The organism is Ruegeria sp. O4 (assembly GCF_056535125.1).
This window is the reverse complement of record NZ_JBQERO010000001.1, coordinates 735,222-756,042: the sequence shown is the minus strand read 5'-3', so window position 1 is coordinate 756,042 and position 20,821 is coordinate 735,222. Positions and strand designations below refer to the sequence as shown.

Here is a 20,821-nt window from a genome sequence, read left to right as displayed (position 1 = left end):
ATGAGACTGAAACTCGTACCGCAGAACACCTCGTTCGACTTCTTCAATCGTTGGAAAATCTGGCTTGGAATCTCCGGCCTGATGATGGTGATTGCGTTCACCTCATTTCTGCTGCAGGGGCTGAACTTCGGCATCGATTTCCGCGGTGGAACCACGATCCGGACCCAAAGCAATCATGCAATCGACGTGGGTGTATACCGCGATGCTTTGTCTCCGCTGCAACTGGGTGACGTCACCATCACCGAGATTTTTGATCCAAGCTTCGGTCCCGATGAAAATGTCGCGATGATCCGTATTCAGGCTCAGGAAGACGCCGAAGCGGTCACCGCAGATGTGATCACCCAGGTCGGCGAAGCGCTGGCTGCCGCAGACCCCGGACTAAAACTGCCCTTTGAAAGCGTCGAATCCGTTGGCCCAAAAGTGTCGGGCGAGCTGATCCAGACTGCTGTTATCGCGGTTGTCTTGGCCATCGGCGCCGTTCTTGTCTACATTTGGCTGCGCTTTGAATGGCAGTTTGCACTGGGGGCAGTTGCCGCATTGGTGCACGATGTGATCCTGACCATCGGCATCTTCTCGGAACTGCAAATCCGCTTCGATCTGGCGATCATCGCGGCGCTGCTGACCATCGTCGGCTATTCGCTGAACGACACGGTTGTCGTCTTCGACCGGGTGCGCGAGAATCTGCGGAAATACAAAAAGAAGGACCTGAAAGAGGTTCTGAACGTATCGATCAACGAAACCCTGAGCCGAACGGTGATGACCTCGGTCACAACTTTACTGGCGCTGATCTCGCTTTATCTGCTGGGTGGGGACGTCATCCGCGGATTTGTCTTCGCGATGATCTGGGGTGTCGTTGTCGGGACCTATTCGTCGGTCTTCGTGGCCTCAACCATCCTGCTGTGGCTGGGGGTCAAGCGCGACTGGTCCAAACCGTCGAATACGGCGGGCAACCAGTTTGCCAATATTGATGCCTGAGGCTCTACAACAGGCCTTGGCCCTGCCGGGCCTCACTTGGCTGATCCTTACCATCGGAGCCGCGGGACTTGTCCGCGGCTTCACAGGTTTTGGCACCGCGATGATCTTTGTGCCGGTGGCGACCCAGTTCCTGCCTATTGCAGAAGTGGTCTTTCTGATGGCCGCCACCGGTATTGCATCAACCTTTGCCTTGGCTCCGCAGGCGTGGCGGGATTGTGACAAGGTCGAAATCAGCACTCTGGGCTTTGCCGCAACGATAACCGTGCCGCTGGGGCTGTGGATCATGGTGCAGGTGGACTCGGTTGCGCTGCGCTGGGTTGTTTGCGGCATTACCGGTCTGACCCTGCTGGCCGTGGTTACTGGCTGGCGGTGGGAGGGTAAACTGGGACTGCCCGGACGTCTCGCCATCGGCGGTAGCGCAGGCGTTGTCGGCGGCATGACCGGGCTGACCGGCCCGGTTGTCATCGTGTTCTATCTGGCCAGTTCCACAGATGTGCGCAAGATTCGTGCCAACACCATCATTTTTCTGGCATTGCTCGACGTTGTCATCGTTTTCAACATCCTCATCAGCGGTGCCGCAGATTTGTCGATCCTATGGATTGTCCTGCTGCTGTGCGTGCCTTATCTGATCACTACGCTTATCGGCAAGGCATTGTTCGACCCGAAACGGGAACGGATCTACCGCCTCGCGGCCTATTCGGTCATCCTGATTGCGGTCATTTCCGGACTGCCGCTTCTGGATTGAAGAAGGGACATCATGCGTCTGAATCAGATTACTTTTACAGATGCCAAACCCATAGACGGTTATGGCCCCGGTTTTTTTCGAATTGGTGGCGATGTCTTCCACGGCGCTGTCCTGACAGGCCCGGCAGGCCCGGCAGAGTGGGGCGGCTATGACGACCGACACCCCCTTCTGGACCTGGCGGGCAGAATCGACGTCCTGCTTATCGGCACGGGCGCAGACATGGCCCACATCCCCCAATCGCTACGGGTTGAGCTGGAAAATGTCGGACTTGGTGTTGAAATCATGAACTCCCCCGCCGCCTGCCGCACCTACAATGTGCTGCTCGCCGAAGGTCGCCGCATCGCACTTGCCCTGATCCCTGTCTGACGGGATTCTCTTCATCTGGCCAAAAATATCCCGGGGAGTGTGAGGGGCTGGCCCCTCACTCCGACATGTGTCAGCTGTGGTGCGCTGGCATCCTGCGGCAAATCTCGCCTTTTGCCCCTGCGGACAATCCGCTAAGCGGGTCTCATGACTTTGACTGTAACAGATCTGTCGATCACACGTGGCGGTGTTCCCGTCCTAGAGGGCCTCAGCTTTCAGCTGTCGCCGGGCAAGGCTCTGATCCTGCGGGGCCCAAACGGTATCGGCAAAACGACGCTTCTGCGCACGTTGGCTGGCTTGCAACCTCCGCTGGAAGGCAAGATCGAAGGGGCCGAGGACCAGATCGCTTACGCGTCCCATTCGGACGGGCTCAAACCGACATTGTCAGTGACTGAAAACCTGACATTCTGGGCAGCGGTCTTTGGCACATATGACATCCAGCCAGCGCTGGACGCTTTTGAATTGAACGAACTCGCCGACCGTCACGCCGGCAATCTGTCGGCGGGCCAGAAACGGCGGTTGGGGTTAGCACGGATGCTGGTCACAGGGCGGCCGATCTGGATGCTGGACGAGCCGACCGTCTCGCTGGACAGAAACGCGGTGCAAATGTTTGCCGACGCTGTGCGGACACATCTGGGTCAGGGCGGTTCAGCCCTAATCGCGACCCATATCGACCTTGGCCTGGATGGCGAGGTTCTGGACGTCGGTCCGAACAAGGCCAAACCCAAACCCATCGACGATTTCGACGGAGGTTTCCTGTGATCGCCCTGTTGCTGCGCGACCTGAAACTGGCCTTCCGCGCGGGCGGCGGGTTCGGGCTGGGTTTGGCCTTTTTTCTGATCGTGACCGTGATGGTGCCGTTTGCAGTGGGGCCGCAATCCTCGCTGCTGTCTACGATTGCGCCCGGAGTGCTCTGGCTGGGGGCCTTGCTGGCCTGCCTTCTGTCGCTTGACCGCCTGCTGGCACTGGACTGGGAAGACGGCTCGCTCGACCTGCTGGCTACAGCACCGCTGCCGCTTGAAGCGGTTGTCACGGTCAAGGCGCTGGCCCATTGGCTGACCACCGGCTTACCGCTGGTTCTGGCCGCGCCGTTTCTGGGTGTTTTGCTGAACCTGCCGATGCCGGGGTTTTTCTGGCTGGTGATCTCGCTCCTGATCGGTACCCCAGCCATGAGCGTCATCGGGACATTTGGTGCTGCGCTGACCGTTGGTCTGAAACGTGGCGGGCTATTGCTGTCGCTTCTGGTGTTGCCACTTTACGTCCCCACCCTGATATTCGGGGCCGAGGTTGCCCGGCGTGGTGCAACAGGGATGGAGGTGCAGACGCCACTGCTGATGCTGGCCGGGATCACAGCGGCGACCATCGCATTGTTGCCCTTTGCCAGCGCTGCCGTGCTACGTATCAATCTGCGGTGAACCGCGACAAGTTTGATGGATGTCAATTGAGAACCACCCCAAATCGGACTAGATAGGGCCCATGTCAATCGCAGCCAAAGCTAACGCCCTCTGGGAATATGCCAACCCGCGCAAGTTTCTTGAAACCAGCGAACGGGTCCTGCCGTTTTTCTGGATCGTCTCGACCATCTGCATCGTTGTCGGTCTGATCTGGGGCTTTTTCTATACACCGGATGACTACAAGCAGGGGTCGACGGTCAAGATCATCTATCTGCACGTTCCGGCGGCGTTGATGGCGATCAATTGCTGGCTGATGATGCTGGCCACCTCATTGGTCTGGTTGGTGCGCCGCCATCATGTCAGCGCGCTTGCGGCACGCGCTGCTGCACCGATCGGGATCGTAATGACCCTGATTGCGCTGCTGACGGGGGCCATCTGGGGACAGCCCATGTGGGGTACATGGTGGGCCTGGGACCCGCGCCTGACTTCGTTTCTGATCCTGTTTCTGTTCTACCTTGGCTATGTCGCCTTGTGGGAAGCTATTGAGGACCCTGATACCGCAGCCGATCTGACCTCGGTTCTGTGTCTTGTTGGGTCGGTCTTTGCGATCCTCAGCCGGTATGCGGTGAATTTCTGGAATCAGGGCCTGCATCAGGGCGCATCGGTCATGCGGGCCGGGGCCGTTACCGGGGCGGATACGGAAGAGAAAGTCAGCAATGTCTTTTTCTACCCTCTGCTGGCCTGCATCATCGGATTTGTTCTGCTGTTCATCGCCTTGGTGTTGTACCGCACCGGAACGGAAATTCGCGCCCGTCGTATCAAGGCGTTACAGGCACGGGAAAGGGTGGGCGGATGATCCCCGATCTTGGAAAATATGCAGACGCTGTTTTGTCGTCTTATGCCGTTTCCATTGCCCTTATCGTGGTACTGGTTGCGTTCAGCGTGATGCGCGGGCGCAAGGTGCGTGCTGAAATGGAAAAGGTCGAACAGAGGATGTCGCGCAATGGCTAAAATCTCGCCCCTGATGGTTGCGCCACCTCTGATATTTGGCGCATTCGCGGTTCTCGCAGGCATCGGCATGTTTCGCGAAGATCCCAACGCTTTGCCCTCGGCCCGTGAAGGCCAACCGGCGCCGCCCGTGGTTCTAACCGAGTTTCCGGGAAAGACCCTTTTCGACGACGAAACGCTGCGGGACGGAGAGGTCAAGCTGGTCAACTATTGGGCCAGCTGGTGCGCCCCATGCCGCGTCGAGCACCCCAATCTCGAAGCGCTGGCAGCTGAAGGCATCCCTGTTTATGGCATCAACTACAAAGACAAGCTGAGCAGTGCCGAGGCTTTTCTGGCTGATCTTGGCGATCCTTACGTCGCCATGGGCCGCGACGAACAGGGCCGCATGGCAATTGATTGGGGTTTGTACGGTGTTCCCGAGACCTACGTGATCGACGGTGATGGAACGATCATTCTGCGCTTTGCAGGCCCGATCACGCAACGTGTCATCGAAAGCACCATCCGGCCTGCGCTTGAGAAAGCGGCTGAGTAGGGCCTTTCAACCTCTGGTTCAGGCGAGCTGGTAGGTTTGGAAATCCTGCTCGACCTCAAGAAACTCGTTGATTCGCAGAAAATCGCCTTTGTCGGCACGCCAGTTCAGGTAGGCTTCAAGCGCGTCGGGGTTTTCCCAGATGTGAACAACGACTTGTTCGTTGTTTGCGGGCGAGAGCAGAAGATAAGCGGCACGACATCCGGGGAATTTTCGGGTTTCGGCAACCAGATCCCCGATCAGTTTGGCAAGCGCCGCGAATTTCCCCGGCAGGGGCGTGGATTTGACAATGACGACTTCCTGCATACGCGCCTCCGGTTTTTGTAGCAGGGTCAAGGAATCCACTTAAAAATGCGTGAACGGGATACTGAAATACAGAAAAGGAAAGAGCGCCCCGCAGGCGCCCTTGTCATTTGTCCAGACTGGTCAGGCTTAGTTGGCCTTCGCCAGATTCCTCAGCACGTATTGAAGCACGCCACCGTTTTCGATGTATTCGATCTCAGGCGCGGTATCGATCCGGCATTTCAACTGGATGGTCGTCTCAGCCCCATCTGCGTAGGTGATGGTGCAGGGCACGTCCTGCAACGGCTCGACCGTATCCAGCCCGTGAATTGAGACGGTTTCGTCCCCCTTCAGACCCAGGGTTTTGCGGGTATCTCCACCGGTGAATTCGAACGGGATCACGCCCATGCCAACCAGATTGGACCGGTGGATACGCTCAAAGCTCTCGGCGATTACGGCCTTGACGCCCAGCAGCGCCGTGCCCTTGGCCGCCCAGTCGCGGCTTGAGCCCGCGCCGTATTGTTCGCCGCCGAACACGACCAGCGGGGTGCCATTGGCCTGATAGGCCATCGAGGCATCGTAGATCGACGTCTGTTCGCCATCCGGACCTTTGGTGTATCCGCCTTCAACTCCGTCCAACATCTCGTTCTTGATGCGGATATTGGCGAAGGTGCCGCGCATCATGACTTCGTGATTGCCCCGCCGCGAGCCATACGAGTTGAACTCGCGCGGCTGAACCTGACGGTCGGTCAGGTATTTGCCCGCCGGCGTCGTGGTAGCGAATGATCCCGCAGGTGAAATGTGGTCGGTGGTCACCATGTCGCCCAGAATGGCCAGAACCTTGGCGCCTTCGATGTTCGAGATCGTGCCCGGTTCCGCCCCCATACCCTGGAAATAGGGCGGGTTCTGGATGTAGGTCGACGTTGGCGGCCAGTCATAGGTTTCCTGTTGCGGAACCTCGACGCTTTGCCATTTCTCATCCCCCTTGAAGACATCCGCATATTTCGACTGGAACGCTTCGCGGGTTACGGTTGCTTCGACCAGTTCCGCGATTTCGCTTTGGGTTGGCCAGATGTCCTTCATGAAGACGTCGTTGCCATCCTTGTCCTGACCGATGGGCTCGGACGTCAGATCGATGTCGAGCGTACCTGCCAGCGCATAGACAACAACCAACGGCGGCGAAGCCAAGTAGTTTGCGCGGACATCCGGTGAGATACGGCCTTCGAAGTTCCGGTTGCCGGACAGAACCGACGTGGCGACCAGATCGCCCTCGGCAATGGCTTCCGAGATTTCTTTCTGGATCGGGCCCGAGTTGCCGATGCAGGTGGTGCAGCCGTACCCAACAAGGTTGAAACCGACCTTGTCCAGATCTTCTTGCAGTCCAGCGGCCTCAAGATAAGCAGATACAACCTGCGAACCGGGTGCCAGCGAGGTTTTAACCCAAGGTTTGCGGTTCAGACCCAGAGCTGCGGCTTTGCGAGCCACAAGGCCTGCACCGATCATCACGTAAGGGTTCGACGTGTTGGTACAGGAGGTGATCGAAGCAATTACAACCTTGCCCGACTCCATGGTGTAGTCTTCGCCCTTGACGGCGACTTCCTTGCCCATGGGGCGCTTGAAGGTCTCTTCCATTTCCTTGGTGAAAGCGGCCTTGGCGCCGGTCAGCGCGACGTAGTCCTGCGGGCGTTTCGGGCCTGAAATTGCAGGAACGATTGTGCCCATGTCCAGTGACAGAGTGTCAGTGTAGATCGGCGCATAGTCCGGGCCTCTCCAAAACCCGTTTTCCTTGGCATAGGCTTCGACCAGCGCGATGCGGTCTTCGTCGCGGCCGGTGTTGCGCATGTAGCGCAGGGTTTCTCCGTCGATCGGGAAGAAGCCGCATGTCGCTCCGTATTCCGGCGCCATATTGGCGATGGTTGCACGGTCAGCCAGCGGCAGGCGGTCCAGCCCCTCGCCATAGAATTCGACGAATTTGCCCACCACGCCCTTGGCACGCAGCATTTCGACAACTTTCAGAACAAGGTCTGTACCGGTGGTGCCTTCGACCATCGAGCCGGTTAACTCAAAACCGATCACCTCAGGGATCAGCATCGAGATCGGCTGACCCAGCATTGCGGCTTCGGCCTCGATCCCGCCAACGCCCCACCCCAGAACGGCCATGCCGTTGACCATGGTGGTGTGGCTGTCGGTGCCAACCAGTGTGTCGGGATAGGCAACTTCTTCGCCGTTCTGATCGGTGTCAGTCCAGACAGTCTGTGCCAGATATTCCAGGTTCACCTGATGACAGATACCGGTGCCGGGAGGCACAACGCGGAAATTGTTGAACGCGTTCTGACCCCATTTCAGGAACTGATAGCGTTCCATGTTGCGCTCGTATTCGCGGTCGACGTTCATCTGGAACGCACGCGGGTTCCCGAACTCGTCGATCATGACCGAGTGGTCGATAACCAGATCGACCGGGTTCAACGGGTTGATCTTCTGTGCGTCGCCGCCCAGGCCCTTGATCCCGTCGCGCATGGCGGCCAGATCGACCACCGCTGGAACACCGGTGAAGTCCTGCATCAGCACGCGGGCAGGGCGGTATGCAATCTCGCGCGGGTTCTTGCCGCCATTGGCACCCCATTCGGCAAATGCCTTGATGTCATCGACCGAGACCGAAAAGCCGCTGTCTTCAAATCGGAGCATGTTTTCCAGCACGACTTTCAACGCGGCAGGAAGGTTGGAAAAATCACCCAAACCGGCCTGCTGCGCGGCGGGGATCGAATAGTAGGAAATGGATTTGCCATTCACGTTCAGGCTGCGGCGTGTCTTAGCGGTATCCTGTCCGACTTTAATGGGCATCGGGTGGCCTCCCTTCTCAAATGACTTGGATTTCGGGCATCGCTGAATGTTATCTGCATCACCCAAGCCGCTGGTTCAAGGTTCAATGACACTGGATTTGCAATTTTGTATACCATTGCACACATTTAGGCGGAGAATTGCAAGTACCGCCCTCAAGAAACGTTGATTGGCGGTTGAAGGGCAAAACGGCTATCCCAGAGAACACCCGCTTTATCCGAGAGTTTTTATGTTCAGACCCGCTGCTTTGACCGCCCTGATATCCTGCCTGCTCGCCACCCAGTCCATGGCCGGTGAGGATCCTGTGGTGGTTGAGCTGTTCACCTCACAGGGGTGTTCGTCTTGCCCGCCGGCGGACCGGATCATGCATGAGCTGGCGAAACGCGACGATGTCATCGGGCTGGCGCTGCATGTCGACTATTGGGATTACATCGGCTGGAAGGACGAATATGCCGATCCTGATCACACGCTCCGGCAACGGGCCTATGCCCGCGAAAACGGAAAATCCATGATCTATACGCCCCAGATGATCATAAATGGTCAGCACGATATTGTCGGCGCTCAGGCTCAGGAGCTCGACCGTCTGATTGATGCGCATCTAAAGGCCGCCCCCGAGGCAGCGGTGACAGCAATCCGAGACGCTGACGAAGTGACCGTGAGTGTGACGCCTGTAGAATTGCCCGAAGGTGAGACCTATGACGTGCGTATCGTTCAGTATTCGCCTCTGCGCCATGCCTCGATCCGCCGTGGTGAACTAGCAGGGCGGGAATTGGATTATGCCAATGTTGTCGAGACCTGGCAGATTGCGGGCCGGTGGGATGGGCAAACGCCGCAGACATACTCGGCGCAGCTTGAACCAGGCTTGCCAGCCGTCGTGCTTGTGCAAAGGGCCGGTCACGGGCCAATAGTTGCCGCGTCTTGGGCCAAGTGATCAGGGCATGTCGTCCGGTTGAACGCCAAGCCCGTTCCAGCTTTTCCAACGCCGATGGATCCAGAACCACTGTCCCATATGCTGCCGCACGATCTGTTCCAGATCGTCATTGGTGAACTGAGTCATCGTCTTTGGGTCCGTGTGCGGAACGGGATCATGCAGGATGATTTCAAAGTCGATGCCATTAGGCTGGCGCACGGCATAGCACGGTATCAGTACGGCCTTGTACTTGATGGCCAGCTCTGCGTTCAGCACGGATGTCACGGCAGGCTTGCCAAAGAATGTCAGCTCTTCGCCCCCCAGCGCATGCAGGTCGGACACGATGGCAATGATTCCACCGTTCTTGAGTGACCGGACCATTTCGACCATACCACGCCGCCCCTGTTCGAACATCGGCGCGCCGGTTTTGTAAAAGGCTTCGACATAGGCGTCGTTGAAATAGGGATTGGCCATCCGCCGGTAGAGGCATCCAATCGGCTTGCCGCTGTGTTTCTGCAGGGCAACACGCGCGGCCAGATAGTGACCGAAATGCGCCGTGATCATCATCACCGGACGCCCTTCGGCAATCGCGGCGTCAAACGCAGCAATACCGGGCCCGGATATCTTGGCGTTCACCTGACGTTCGATGAAACCTTCGGGTGAGAAATGCTCCATTATTGCCCGACCGGCATTATCCGACACGTCACGATAGATCTTTGTGATCTCGGCGTCAGACAATTCAGGGCAGGTGAGCTTTAGATTCCGGCGGACACGGGTGCGAAATCCAACGACGGGCGCAAGGGTTTTCATGATTGCACCCATGGTTGCTATGCGCTTTTCATAAGGAAGCTGGCGCATAGCGCCGATGATTCCCTGCAGGAACAGATTGGCGACATAGTATTTTCCAAGCTCAAACCGGCTGAGCTCCGACTTTTCGACGGGCATGGAGGTGTCTCACCGCGTGTTGCGAAATGTTGCCTCAGACATACAACCCGGTACCCGTAACCTCAAGCACCCTGGCGAAATGGCTGCCCTAACGATCTGGCGGGTGCGCCTGTTCCTGCCTCAACCCGTGTTTTCGTCGTCTTCCTTTTCAATCAGCGTAATTGTTCCGGCGTCAGACAAGGTACGAACCGCCCCAACGATCTGGGTCATGGCATCTTCGGCCTCAGATTGCTTGACCCGCCCGCGTTCCGCGATTTCCTCGCGCAGGTTTTCTGCCATGCGGGAGGAGATATTCGACAGCAGAAACTCGACAGATGCCTTGTCATCATCCGCGGCGGCACCAGCAAGGGCCGCGACCAGAACAGGCTGATCGACTTCCCTCAATATGGCTGGAACATCACGGGGCGAAATCCGGCTGGAGATATGGGCGAAGGTAAAGATCGAGCGGCGCACCAGATCGGCAAAATCGGCGTCGTCCTCATCCAGCGCGTTCAGCAGGTCGTCACGTGTGGCGGACGCAGACTGGTTCAGAATTGCACCCACCCGCGCGCCTGGACCGTCATTGAAGGCCTGAACAGGCCGCTGATCCAGCTGAGCAGCCAGTGACCAGCCGATCCGCTCAACCGCTTCGGGCGTGACATTTGCTGTTTTCGAGATTGCGTAGGTGATCCGCCGTGCCACCGGACCCGGCATGTGGCCCAGCATCTGCGCCGCCTGTGCCGTATCCATTTTTGAAAGCATCACAGCGGCCACTTCAGTGCTTTCCGCCTGTGCCATGGCCGCAAGGTCCTGGGCTGGAATGTCGCGCAACCTTTGCCAGGGATCACCGATCTGACGAACTCCGGCAACTTTGCGCAAACGCGCGGCTGTCGCGGGTGTGATTTTTCCACTGACGGCATCCAAGGCCCCGGCAAGACCATGTGGAAAGGCCAGACCGACATTGTCCAGGGCTTCGCTGAATTCCTGCGCCACAGCACCCAGAGTCGCCCGGTCTACAAGGCCCATTTCCCCCAATTGATGTGTCAGTTTCTCTTGCAGGTCATCGGGAAGCTCCTCCAGCGGAAGATCGGCGCCGTCGTTCAACAACAGGCGCACGACAACAGCCGCCTTTTGACGGCTGGTCAAAGATCGGGGAACAAGGCGCGGGCTGTCGCCACCTCCTGCGGAAAATGGGGCCGAAGCCCCTTGAACCGTTTGAATTAATGCGTTGGTGTTCTGCATCTGCCTGTGGAGCTAAAGTTTTCAAACCACAGGCAGATTAGAGAGAGTCGGGTTAAATAACCCTGAACCTTAATAGCTGTATGTCAGGCCCGTTCGGATCGCTTCGCGCAACGATGCCTCGGCCCAGGTGCCTTCTCCGCCACGGGACTTTATTTCGCGCCATTGCTCGATCGCCAGATCGGTTCGGCCTTCGGACACAAACCCCTGCGCCATGTAGCTGCGCGCCAAAAGATTGTCTGGGTTGGCATTGATCGCGTTTTGATAAAAGACATTTGCCAGTTCCAGCTCGCCCATCTTGCGATAGGTGAAACCCCAATAGGTCAGGACACGATCGTCGTCCTGATCCATGATGCGCAGAATGTCTTGAGCGTGCCCGTATTGCCCGTCATACGCCAGTTCGCGGACCGCATCATACAGCTGATCATCTGTCAGGCTTGACTTGTCGGGTTTGACGCATTTTCCACGGGTTTCGTCATATACACGGCCGAACAGGCATTTCTTGGTTGTATTCGTCGGTTTCGGCGGGCTGCTGCTGTCACCACCTGCGGCATGGACAGCTGGCGCGAAGGCAAAGGCTTGCAAAGCAAGGGCAGAAGCTAACAAAAGGCGCATTTCTTTACTCCGTTCTCGGGGCTCTTATTGAAATCATAGTGTGATCTACAAAAAAGCTAACAGGGGAACGGTCGCTTTTATTCACGAACTGGACAAAAATTGTCAGCTGTTGACAGATTTCGCGCAGCTTTTTGTTTCAGTATCCCACGTTGTCCCGGGTGCGCAGGATTGGGTCTGTTTGGAATGTTGTTCGCAGGCAAGCCCGGCCGAGGCCACAAGAACCAGTGCCAATGCGCTTAGGAGTGTTCGGATCATGATGTTTCCCTCGTATGGAAAAAGCACATGCAGGATACCGCATTTCCGTTGGTCTGGCAAAAAACAAGGGGGTACAATGCACGTGGCAGAACACCCCCGGCTAACAGACTGAAAAGATAACCGTTAGTCGCCAAACACGCGCGCAAAGATCGTATCGACATGCTTGGTGTGATACCCGAGGTCGAATTTCTCTTCGATCTGCGCAGGGCTGAGTGCGGCAGTTACATCAGCATCCGCCAACAGTTCCTCCTTGAAGTCGGTGCGGTGTTCCCAAACCTTCAACGCGTTGCGCTGTACCATGGCATAGGCGTCCTCACGGCTGACACCTGCCTGGGTCAGGGCCAGCAGAACCCGCTGGCTCATGACCAGCCCGGGGAACTTGTTCATGTTTTCCAGCATGTTTTCCGGGAAGATCAGCATTTTGTCGACCACACCTGTCAGGCGGGCCAAGGCAAAATCCAGCGTGATTGTGGCATCCGGACCGATCATGCGCTCGACAGATGAATGCGAGATGTCGCGTTCGTGCCAGAGCGCGACATTCTCCATTGCCGGTATTACGGCTGCGCGGACCATGCGCGCCAGACCGGTCAGGTTCTCAGTCAGCACCGGGTTTTTCTTGTGCGGCATCGCCGAGGAGCCTTTCTGGCCCATCGAGAAGAACTCAGCCCCCTCCAGTACCTCGGTCCGCTGCATGTGGCGGATTTCGATGGCAATGTTTTCGATGCTGCTTGCGATGACGCCCAGCGTTGCAAAAAAGGCCGCGTGGCGGTCACGCGGAATGACCTGCGTGCTGATCGGCTCAGGCACCAGACCCAGCTTGTCACAGACATGTTCCTCGACTTGCGGGTCGATATTGGCAAAGGTACCAACCGCGCCGCTGATCGCTCCGGTGGCGATTTCCGCACGTGCATCGCGCATCCGGGACAGGTTGCGGTCCATCTCGGCGTAGAAGCGGGCAAAGGTCAGACCCATGGTTGTCGGTTCGGCGTGGATGCCGTGGCTGCGTCCAATACGAACCGTGTTCTTATGTTCCATCGCGCGGCGCTTGAGCGCAGCCAGAAGCCCTTCAAGGTCGGCAATCAGGATGTCGGCGGCGCGGGTCAGCTGTACGTTGAAACAAGTGTCCAGCACGTCCGAGCTGGTCATGCCCTGATGCACAAAACGCGCCTCTTCACTGCCGACATGCTCTGCAAGATGGGTCAGGAAGGCGATGACGTCATGCTTGGTGACGGCTTCGATCTCGTCGATGCGGGCGACATCGAATTCCACATCCTTGGCTTTCCAGACAGCTTCGGCATTTTCACGCGGGATCACGCCCAGATCCGCCATGGCATCGCACGCGTGCGCCTCGATCTCGTACCAGATGCGGAACTTGGTCTCGGGCGACCAGATGGCAACCATGTCGGGGCGGGAATAACGGGGAATCATAGGCGACGGCACCTTTTTTGCAGATTGGATGAGGCGTTGGCGCGGGGTTTAACCGCGTGCGGGGTAGGGAACAAGATGCGAGAGCGTATATGAGACGGTTTGCCCTGATTCTTGCCGTTTGTTCGGGCTTTTCAGCAGCAGACGGGTTCGGAAAACTGTCCTGCAAAGGATTTGGTACGGTATTGACGGGCAGGGTTCCGCAACAAGGCAGGTTTTGCGCCTGCAACTAGGTCTCACCGGATCATGCCGCCAGTTGGGGTGGATGCCTGTCCTGCCCTTGCTGCCAAGCGATGCTGGACAAACAGCGCTGCAACAGTTCAATCTGATCGGAAGGAAATAACCAGGTTATTGAGATATGCGTTTTTTATCATGTTCTGTACTTGCCCTCTGTGGTGTGTTTTGGGTCGGCGCAGCTGCACCAGCACTGGCTGACACACCCGTGACATACACCGATGAAGGCCAAGCGCTCTTTCGGTTTGACGTTCCAGACTTCTGGGTCCTTCGTACCGGCGGCCCGCGCGAGATTGAGGATACCGAACTGGGCGACGCCCGTGCGGTCGCGCGGGTCATGGGGTTCCGGCCGGTGACAGACGACGCGGTGTGGATGGGTTTCGTATCACCTGCGGGGGTTGGAACAATTCAGGGCGGCGTCCGGTACTTGCAGGATATCGACAAGTTTCTGGTCAAAGACCCTACGACGACCAGCACCAGCGATACCCGTATCGGCGGATTGCCAGCCCGCGTGTTTCGGGGCACCGGGCACCGGGACGGCAAGGGAGTAAGCTTTACCGCCACCGTCATTGACCTTCCGCAAGGCCGGGTTGCCATCGCAGTTGCTATTCTGCGGGACGGGGCAGACCCGATTTATGCAGATGATCTGAACGCCGTTTTCGCGTCGTTCCGGGCACTTCAGTGAGGGAGGGAGCGATGAGCGTTAGACTGATCAAACGGATGTCCCTTACGCTAGGGTTTGGGATCGCGACTTTGACGCTGTCGGCCTGTGACGGTGTGACGGTTGGGGTCGGGTACGGGTATGACCCGTTTTACGACTCGATGCTGTGGAACGACTACTACCATGACGTTAATGTGGATATTGACGTTGATCGTCCCAACCGACCTGATCGACCAGTGCGCCCCGAGCGTCCGAAACCGCCTGTTGCCAAACCTCCCGCGCGCCCGCGCCCACCTGTCGCGCGCCCACCTGTCGCGCGCCCGCCGGTTGCCCGCCCGCCCATTCATCGACCGGGCCCGCGGCGCTAAGGAACAAAAGGCCGCCTGTCAGGCGGCCTTTCTTATGAAAGAAGCTCGGTCGTTATGTGGGCCGAGCCTTCGAGCGTCCGGTGAACCGGGCACTTGTCCGCAATCTCAAGCAAACGTTGCCTTTGCTCCTGATCCAGCGGGCCGCTCAGGCGGATTTTCCGGCGAAACTGGTCCACCTTGCCATCATTCACCAATCCGGCATCCTGTGCGTGAACCTTGTCATGACACACATCGACGCTGACATTTGTCAGGGGCCAGCCTTTGCGCCGGGCGTACATGCGTATTGTCATCGATGTGCAGGCCCCCAAACCGGCCGAGACAAAGCCATAAGGCGACATGCCCTTGTCCGTACCGCCGTAAGATGCGGGCTCATCCGCGACCAGATGGTGGTTTGGACCCGCCTGAATATCCTGCATGAACCCGCCCGGATCTGCTTCGGTTATGCGCACAACGCCCTCTGGCGCACCCGGTGGCGGAGCGGGTGGGCACAGTTTCACATAGCGTGAAACCCAAGCGGCAATAACATCCGCTGCATATTCGGCGTCAGAGGCGCGCGTGATCAGATGATCGGCGTCGTCGAGAGTTACAAAGCTTTTGGGGTGTTTCGCGGCCAGAAAGATCGCGCTCGCATTGTCGATGCTGACCGTTTCGTCGCGTGGGGCATGAAGGATCAACAGGGCGGCTTTGAGGTCGGCGATTGCAGATGACAGGGCCGATTTGGCAATGTCGTCCACAAAAGCTTTACCTATGCGGAAGGGGCGACCACCCAGAGAGACCTCGGCACTGCCATCCTCTTCGATCTGAGGCAGCGCCGCCTCAAAGTGATGCGACACATGGGCGGGGTCAGCCGGTGCACCCAATGTCACGACGGCTTTTACAGTCGGAATACCAGCCCGCGCCCGCAACACCGCCGCGCCCCCAAGCGAGTGGCCGATCAGCAGGGCAGGTGCCATTTTTCGACCAGCCAGATATTGCGCGGCTGAAATCAGATCCTCGACATTCGAAGTGAAGGTCGTATTGGCAAACTCGCCTTCGGAATGGCCCAGTCCGGTGAAATCGAACCGCAGCACCGCAATGCCCATGGCAGCCAGTCGGGCAGAAATGCGCCGGGCGGCCGGGATATCCTTGGAGCAGGTAAAGCAGTGGGCGAACAGGGCCGTAGCCAGCACCGGTCCGTCCGGCAAATCCAGTCGCGCCGCCAATTGGCTGCCGTCATGTCCGGCAAAAGTGATGCGTTCCGTGGGCATGTCGGCTCCTTGAATGGTACGGGGGAACACGCCCAATACTGTGTATTTGCCCCTTGGGTCACAACCCTTAAGTCACACGCGTAACGGGAAGGTGAGAACGAATGGGTGTTTCACAGACTGCGCAAGATCCCTGCCGCCTTCGGGCCGCATGGCGGCAGAGCTCTTACCTTCTTTTAATATCAAAAAATTTGATGATGGTTCAAACAAACATTCGTTTCACTTATGTCTCTCCACATCCCATTTGTGGTTCCTGAAAGCTGAAACAGGAGACACAGATGTCACATGCAGATATTGCACCCCGGATACCCGACCTGCGTTCACGTATGATCCTGGCTATAGTTTTGGCCGGCGTTGCCGGGTTCGCGATTGGCCAATCCTGGCCCGCGCCCCAAGGTGGTTCACAGGTTCAGGTCAGCCTTGCCACGGAAGATTGGCATGGAAATGTCCGCCGGTCCCATTGGTCGAATTGAGGGCCCGGCCTTATTCGATTCCCATCAATTGGGGGTCAAAGGGATATCTGGACAGGTTCTCATACCCGGTTTCGGTAATGAGAACCTGATCCTCAAGCTTGATGCTGAAATCGCCACCGACTTCGCCAACGCAGGCTTCGACGCACAGCACCATGCCGGGCTCAAGCGGATAGTCATATGCGCCTTCGACGGCTTTGTCCGGATACGCAACCAGCGGCCATTCATCACACAATCCCACTCCGTGCATCAGGCAGCCGTATTTCTGCGCCTGAAACTTGTCATCAAGCCTGTGCGACATGGCGGTAAGTTCCGGGATCATTACGCCGGGCTTCAGCATCTGCATGTTGGTCATGATATGTTCATGCGCGTGCTGCATGGCATAGATCATGTCAGGGCGGGGTTTTTGGTCGCCAATCCACCAAGTGCGCGAGATATCGATGCATATCCCGTATGACCCGATCAGGTCGGTGTCGAAGGCGATGATTTCGTTTTGCTGCGTGATGCGGGGCCCGCATTCCTGGAACCAGGGATTCGTGCGTTGGCCTGATGCCAGCAGGCGGGTCTCGATCCATTCGCCACCGCGCCGGATGTTTTCCGCGTGCAGAACAGCCCAAATATCATCCTCGGTTGTCTTTCCATTGCCGACATTCGCGCGTGCAAAGCGCTCCATCTCCGCCACAGCGGTTTCGCAGGCGTGATTGGCACAGCGCATGGCCAGAATCTCATCCGGTCCCTTCACGGCACGGGTCTTTTCGGTCAGCTCTTCACCTTCCATGACCTCAAAGCCCTGCGCCTCAAGCGCGCGCAGACCATGCAGCATGATCTTGTCGACAGCCAAACGTTTGTTGCCGCCGCCATGCGCATCGATCAGTACGCGCACCTCGTTCGAGAAAACATCTGCCGCAATATCCACCTTGTCGCCACGGTCGAAGTAAAACAGGTCCGCGCCTGACCGCTGCTCGCGCACCAGCGGATTGAACGTGCTGAGGAAAGGTGAGTTCTTGTAGTCCCAGATCACCATATAGCCATTGGCACATAACAGCACCGCGCGAAACGGGTTATGCGTATTCCACAACTGCATGTTCGTGCTGTCGGTTGCGTAGCGGATGTTCAGCGGGTCAAAAACCAGCAAGCCACCATATCCGCGATCAACGATGGCCTGCGTCAGTCGTTTCCAGCGGTGTTCCCGCATCCGGGCAAGATTGGGCAGTTCCAGCCCCGCAGCAGCCCATTCGTCAAAAGCCAGCTGTGTCGGTCCGATCTCGATCCGGTCATTTTCGTTTGGCGTGCCATCACCCAGCGTAGCGCCTCGGCTGGGGTCAATCTTGCGCGTGTCTCGGTAATGCTTGTTCATGACGGACCTCGTTGCTTGTTCAGTCAAACCTAAGGTGCCCATATCGATCGTCTTGGAAAAATGCGACGGCGATCCTGTCGTTTTCGACCGACAAATATTTCGACCCATGCTAAGCCACTGGTATGAATAAAATTCTGCAAGATAAAATACCGTATGATGTCGGCGACCTACGTGCTTTACCGGGTATCCAGCCTGCAACGATGGAAAACTGGTTGCATCGGGACGAGGCTTTTGTCGGTCAGATGCAACGCCGGCAGAAGCTGCTGACGGAACGCCGCGAAGACGTTCTGGCGCTTGATCCGCAGGCTGAACCGGCCGCTCGGGAACTGCTCGACCTTGTGCTGTCGCAGGTCTATCCCAATGCGGATGAAGAAGTCGTGAGACCCGACGGAGTAAGTGTCGCAGTCGACCGGGCGCAGCCGCTTGATACATTGTGCAGGCTGGTTCAGGAGGATTTTTGCATCCTGCAAAAGCGCGGAACTGTACATGTATTGACCGGCGCAATCCTGTGTTTCCCGGCCAGCTGGCTTTTGTCGGAAAAATTCATGCGACCACTGATCGACATCCATGTGCCTGTCGCAAGTTACGACGAAAATATAGCCAAGCGGGTGCAGCGCCTGTTCGACGGGATACAGCCCGGTCGTCCACTCTGGCGCTTTAACGCGCTTTGGTATGAAGACCCCGAACTGTTTCAGCCCCGAAGCTCCAGTGACAGGCGGGGCGACACAGATCGACGTAAAACGTCCTACTTGCGAAGTGAGCGGCAAACCCTGCTGCGCTTGCCGAAAACGGATGCGGTCGTCTTTTCAATCCACACTTATATTCTGGCCGCGAACGCGGTTCCCAAAATGGAAAACCCCGCCTAAAGGCGGGGCATCCAAGGAGGGTCTTCTGTAATTCTCTTATTGGCCCAAGGCGGCCGCAACATCGGCAAACGCGTTCGTTGCGTTCAGGGCAACTATCGCGAAGGTAAAGACAAGCACCTGTGTGTTGAGGCGAAAATCTTCACCCCGGATCAGATTGACAGCAGCCATTGACAGGGCAATCGGGGTCGAAACGCCAGCCAGTACACCCGTCATGCACCAACTGCTGAGACGCAAAACGTCACTTGGCTTTACGACACCATCTTCGTCATCGAACGTTTCCTGACCTGGCCTGTTTGTATCTTCACTGCGAAACGCGATGCTGAGCAATTGTTCATCTGTCAGCTGGATCGGGCGGGACGTCGAAGCATGAAGAACACTTATGGTGTCATCGTTCTCGGGCAAATTCATTGCCGAAAACTGCCCGGTCAGCGACTGAAAAATTTGTTTTCTGTCGCGTGTTCGGCTGGGGGTCAGAGTGTCAAAGGCGCTCATGAACTGCTCGACCGTCAGAACCGTGTGTGGCGACAGCCATTCAACGCGCCGGGTCGAACAGATATCGACCATGCGATACAGAATGACGACCATCATCAGTTCCGAAATCTCGGAGTCATCCAGCAGGGGGGAAACCGGCGTGATCGAAAGAACCAACCTGTTTTGCGGATTTGCGGCGCGGGGTTTTGTTATCGTTTTTAGCCCCGCGGCGCGATCCATACGCTCGTACCGGTCTTCCTGCTCGGGGGTGCCTGTATCCAAGGTCAGTCGCACAAGGTACTGACTTGAAACAATGCTTGCTTCGGAATTGCTCAGCAACGCCTTGCGTTCGACCAGATGGCCGTAATCTTCCAGCGTCGTGGCAACGATTGTGCCAAAACGCTCGATCGCGCCATTTGCGTCGCCATTGAATTGCAGGCCGCCATGGTAGCTGTGCTTCCGAGCCACTGCACTGTCCTTTTTTGCGTACTGTTCAGCAAACACTGTAACAACCATTCGTGAGGAGAATTTGGCGGAAAATGCAAAAAAGGTAATATTACCCCGGCATTGGTTACGCATTGGAAACCAAGAAACTAAAGGCTTTTGTTTGTCACTGTGGCGGAAATGTGGCGAAAGCGGGTGCGGAGTGTGTTTTTGGTGCGACCGGGCTATTGGTCGATTCGGGCGGCCATGATTGCTATGGATTGCTGATAAACAGAGGCCGCGTTCCACTGTTGCAGCACTTGAAAATTCCGCTCCCCTGGCTGATAGCCACGCCCCGGCTTCCACCCTTTCTTGCGAAGAAAATTGGCGGTCGAGGCAAGCGCGTCGGTCATGTCATAGAAGTCCACCCGACGGTCGCCGGTGGCATCGACGCCATAGGTCAGGGCGTTGCCCGGCAGAAACTGAGTGTGACCCAACTCGCCATGTTTTGCCCCTTTTGTCGCCACGGTAATGCTTCCTGCATCGACCAGTTTCAGTGCCCCGATTGCGTGCGGAACAAAGAACTCGGACCGGCGACAATCATAGGCCAGTGTCGTGATTGCGGAAACAACCTGACTGTCTCCCATAAAATTGCCAAAGCCGGTTTCCATGCCGTGAATGGCGATCAGAACGCCCGCCGGAACACCGTATTGCCGTTCAAGAGCAGCATAGAAATCGGGATTTGCCGCCTTGCGTTTGCGCCCCTGCGCGACGATTGCATCAGCGCCTCTGACACGCATGAATTTGTCCAGCGTGTATTTGAAGCTTTTCTGATTGCGATCCGCCGCAATTGTGCCCGTGGCGTATTGCGCCTGAGCAAGCGCCTGAAGGCCCATCTTTTTCACACCAGCCTTGCGGGCCTGCTGGGCGAAATCGGCCTTCCAGGCCTCGAACCCCGCGCTGGTATTCCCACAAGGCGCGGCCAGAAGGGGCGAAGACACAAGCAGGGCGATTAATACGTAAAGACGAAACATGAGGATAATCCGATGGTGTTGAAATCTGTGGCCAGCCTACCTTGAGCTTTGAATTGGGCAAAGCGGTTCGTTGGAGTGTCTCCAACCGTTCCTGCAAATGCCTGTTGATTGATCTGCGGAGTGCCTTTGAAGGATTTCAGATCCTCAGCATCGGGCGCATAGCAAGGGCGAAGGTAAAAAGTGTGTATTCT

General features: G+C 57.2%; 23 protein-coding genes. 13 read left to right on the top strand and 10 right to left on the bottom strand.

Going from position 1 to position 20,821, the window contains the following annotated elements:
* The 8 genes from secF (at window position 1) to ACR0J7_RS03745 (ending at window position 5,017) form a co-directional block, all read left to right on the top strand.
* Window positions 1-975, top strand: coding sequence for a protein translocase subunit SecF (gene secF, locus ACR0J7_RS03780; protein ID WP_480480334.1), 975 nt, complete (start codon window positions 1-3; stop codon window positions 973-975).
* Window positions 968-1,720: a sulfite exporter TauE/SafE family protein gene (locus ACR0J7_RS03775; protein ID WP_480913316.1), complete on the top strand. Its 753-nt coding sequence runs from the start codon at window positions 968-970 to the stop codon at window positions 1,718-1,720. The genes secF and ACR0J7_RS03775 overlap by 8 nt, the downstream gene beginning before the upstream one ends.
* Window positions 1,721-1,732: 12 nt before the next feature.
* A complete protein-coding gene (locus tag ACR0J7_RS03770) occupies window positions 1,733-2,086 on the top strand; it encodes an Mth938-like domain-containing protein (RefSeq protein ID WP_480480338.1) in 354 nt (117 codons plus the stop codon).
* Window positions 2,087-2,230: 144 nt separating this feature from the next.
* A complete protein-coding gene (gene ccmA / locus ACR0J7_RS03765) occupies window positions 2,231-2,845 on the top strand; it encodes a heme ABC exporter ATP-binding protein CcmA (RefSeq protein ID WP_209596845.1) in 615 nt (204 codons plus the stop codon).
* Window positions 2,842-3,498, top strand: coding sequence for a heme exporter protein CcmB (ccmB, locus tag ACR0J7_RS03760; RefSeq protein WP_209503504.1), 657 nt, complete (start codon window positions 2,842-2,844; stop codon window positions 3,496-3,498). Before ccmA ends, ccmB begins: the two co-directional genes overlap by 4 nt.
* A gap of 61 nt (window positions 3,499-3,559) precedes the next feature.
* Window positions 3,560-4,333: a heme ABC transporter permease gene (locus tag ACR0J7_RS03755; RefSeq protein ID WP_209596843.1), complete on the top strand. Its 774-nt coding sequence runs from the start codon at window positions 3,560-3,562 to the stop codon at window positions 4,331-4,333.
* Window positions 4,330-4,488 (top strand): heme exporter protein CcmD, encoded by a 159-nt coding sequence (gene ccmD, locus ACR0J7_RS03750; RefSeq protein ID WP_480480344.1) that lies wholly within the window; start codon window positions 4,330-4,332, stop codon window positions 4,486-4,488. The genes ACR0J7_RS03755 and ccmD overlap by 4 nt, the downstream gene beginning before the upstream one ends.
* A complete protein-coding gene (locus tag ACR0J7_RS03745; RefSeq protein ID WP_480913313.1) occupies window positions 4,481-5,017 on the top strand; it encodes a DsbE family thiol:disulfide interchange protein in 537 nt (178 codons plus the stop codon). Before ccmD ends, ACR0J7_RS03745 begins: the two co-directional genes overlap by 8 nt.
* 18 nt (window positions 5,018-5,035) lie before the next feature.
* On the opposite strand, the gene ACR0J7_RS03740 is transcribed toward ACR0J7_RS03745, so the two are convergent.
* Window positions 5,036-5,320: a putative quinol monooxygenase gene (locus ACR0J7_RS03740; protein ID WP_480480348.1), complete on the bottom strand. Its 285-nt coding sequence runs from the start codon at window positions 5,318-5,320 to the stop codon at window positions 5,036-5,038.
* Between the two features lie 126 nt (window positions 5,321-5,446).
* A complete protein-coding gene (gene acnA, locus ACR0J7_RS03735; protein WP_480869516.1) occupies window positions 5,447-8,137 on the bottom strand; it encodes an aconitate hydratase AcnA in 2,691 nt (896 codons plus the stop codon).
* Window positions 8,138-8,363: 226 nt separating this feature from the next.
* Between acnA and ACR0J7_RS03730 the strand changes: the two genes are divergently transcribed.
* A complete protein-coding gene (locus ACR0J7_RS03730) occupies window positions 8,364-9,065 on the top strand; it encodes a DUF1223 domain-containing protein (RefSeq protein WP_480538141.1) in 702 nt (233 codons plus the stop codon).
* On the opposite strand, the gene ACR0J7_RS03725 is transcribed toward ACR0J7_RS03730, so the two are convergent.
* The 4 genes from ACR0J7_RS03725 to purB all read right to left on the bottom strand — a co-directional run bounded on the left by ACR0J7_RS03725 (window position 9,066) and on the right by purB (window position 13,505).
* Complete coding sequence (locus ACR0J7_RS03725) at window positions 9,066-9,989, bottom strand: lysophospholipid acyltransferase family protein (protein ID WP_480485253.1); 924 nt, start codon at window positions 9,987-9,989, stop codon at window positions 9,066-9,068.
* Window positions 9,990-10,109: 120 nt separating this feature from the next.
* Window positions 10,110-11,210 carry a flagellar motor switch protein FliG gene (locus ACR0J7_RS03720; RefSeq protein WP_480485254.1) on the bottom strand — a complete coding sequence of 367 codons (1,101 nt, stop codon included), beginning with the start codon at window positions 11,208-11,210 and terminating at the stop codon, window positions 10,110-10,112.
* 69 nt (window positions 11,211-11,279) lie between these two features.
* On the bottom strand, window positions 11,280-11,822 hold the full coding sequence (locus ACR0J7_RS03715; protein ID WP_480480357.1) for a tetratricopeptide repeat protein: 543 nt from the start codon (window positions 11,820-11,822) through the stop codon (window positions 11,280-11,282).
* 378 nt (window positions 11,823-12,200) lie between these two features.
* A complete protein-coding gene (gene purB, locus ACR0J7_RS03710; protein ID WP_480485256.1) occupies window positions 12,201-13,505 on the bottom strand; it encodes an adenylosuccinate lyase in 1,305 nt (434 codons plus the stop codon).
* Window positions 13,506-13,860: 355 nt separating this feature from the next.
* On the opposite strand from purB, the gene ACR0J7_RS03705 reads away from it, so the two are divergent.
* Both ACR0J7_RS03705 and ACR0J7_RS03700 read left to right on the top strand, forming a co-directional pair.
* Window positions 13,861-14,421: a hypothetical protein gene (locus ACR0J7_RS03705; protein ID WP_480485258.1), complete on the top strand. Its 561-nt coding sequence runs from the start codon at window positions 13,861-13,863 to the stop codon at window positions 14,419-14,421.
* Between the two features lie 11 nt (window positions 14,422-14,432).
* Complete coding sequence (locus ACR0J7_RS03700; RefSeq protein ID WP_480538140.1) at window positions 14,433-14,765, top strand: hypothetical protein; 333 nt, start codon at window positions 14,433-14,435, stop codon at window positions 14,763-14,765.
* 32 nt (window positions 14,766-14,797) lie between these two features.
* Here the strand turns inward: ACR0J7_RS03700 and ACR0J7_RS03695 are convergent, their stop codons facing one another.
* Window positions 14,798-16,012: a bifunctional alpha/beta hydrolase/OsmC family protein gene (locus ACR0J7_RS03695; RefSeq protein WP_480485262.1), complete on the bottom strand. Its 1,215-nt coding sequence runs from the start codon at window positions 16,010-16,012 to the stop codon at window positions 14,798-14,800.
* 275 nt (window positions 16,013-16,287) lie between these two features.
* On the opposite strand from ACR0J7_RS03695, the gene ACR0J7_RS03690 reads away from it, so the two are divergent.
* Window positions 16,288-16,482 carry a hypothetical protein gene (locus tag ACR0J7_RS03690; RefSeq protein WP_480485263.1) on the top strand — a complete coding sequence of 65 codons (195 nt, stop codon included), beginning with the start codon at window positions 16,288-16,290 and terminating at the stop codon, window positions 16,480-16,482.
* Between the two features lie 10 nt (window positions 16,483-16,492).
* On the opposite strand, the gene dddP is transcribed toward ACR0J7_RS03690, so the two are convergent.
* Window positions 16,493-17,836 carry a dimethylsulfonioproprionate lyase DddP gene (gene dddP / locus ACR0J7_RS03685; RefSeq protein ID WP_480485264.1) on the bottom strand — a complete coding sequence of 448 codons (1,344 nt, stop codon included), beginning with the start codon at window positions 17,834-17,836 and terminating at the stop codon, window positions 16,493-16,495.
* A gap of 122 nt (window positions 17,837-17,958) precedes the next feature.
* On the opposite strand from dddP, the gene ACR0J7_RS03680 reads away from it, so the two are divergent.
* Window positions 17,959-18,702 carry a heme-dependent oxidative N-demethylase family protein gene (locus tag ACR0J7_RS03680; RefSeq protein WP_480913310.1) on the top strand — a complete coding sequence of 248 codons (744 nt, stop codon included), beginning with the start codon at window positions 17,959-17,961 and terminating at the stop codon, window positions 18,700-18,702.
* 36 nt (window positions 18,703-18,738) lie between these two features.
* Here ACR0J7_RS03680 and ACR0J7_RS03675 read toward each other — a convergent pair whose 3' ends face one another.
* Together ACR0J7_RS03675 and ACR0J7_RS03670 are read right to left on the bottom strand one after the other, a co-directional pair.
* On the bottom strand, window positions 18,739-19,641 hold the full coding sequence (locus tag ACR0J7_RS03675; RefSeq protein ID WP_480545397.1) for a hypothetical protein: 903 nt from the start codon (window positions 19,639-19,641) through the stop codon (window positions 18,739-18,741).
* Window positions 19,642-19,841: 200 nt separating this feature from the next.
* On the bottom strand, window positions 19,842-20,630 hold the full coding sequence (locus ACR0J7_RS03670) for a lytic murein transglycosylase (RefSeq protein ID WP_480564229.1): 789 nt from the start codon (window positions 20,628-20,630) through the stop codon (window positions 19,842-19,844).
* Between the last annotated feature and the right edge of the window lie 191 nt (window positions 20,631-20,821).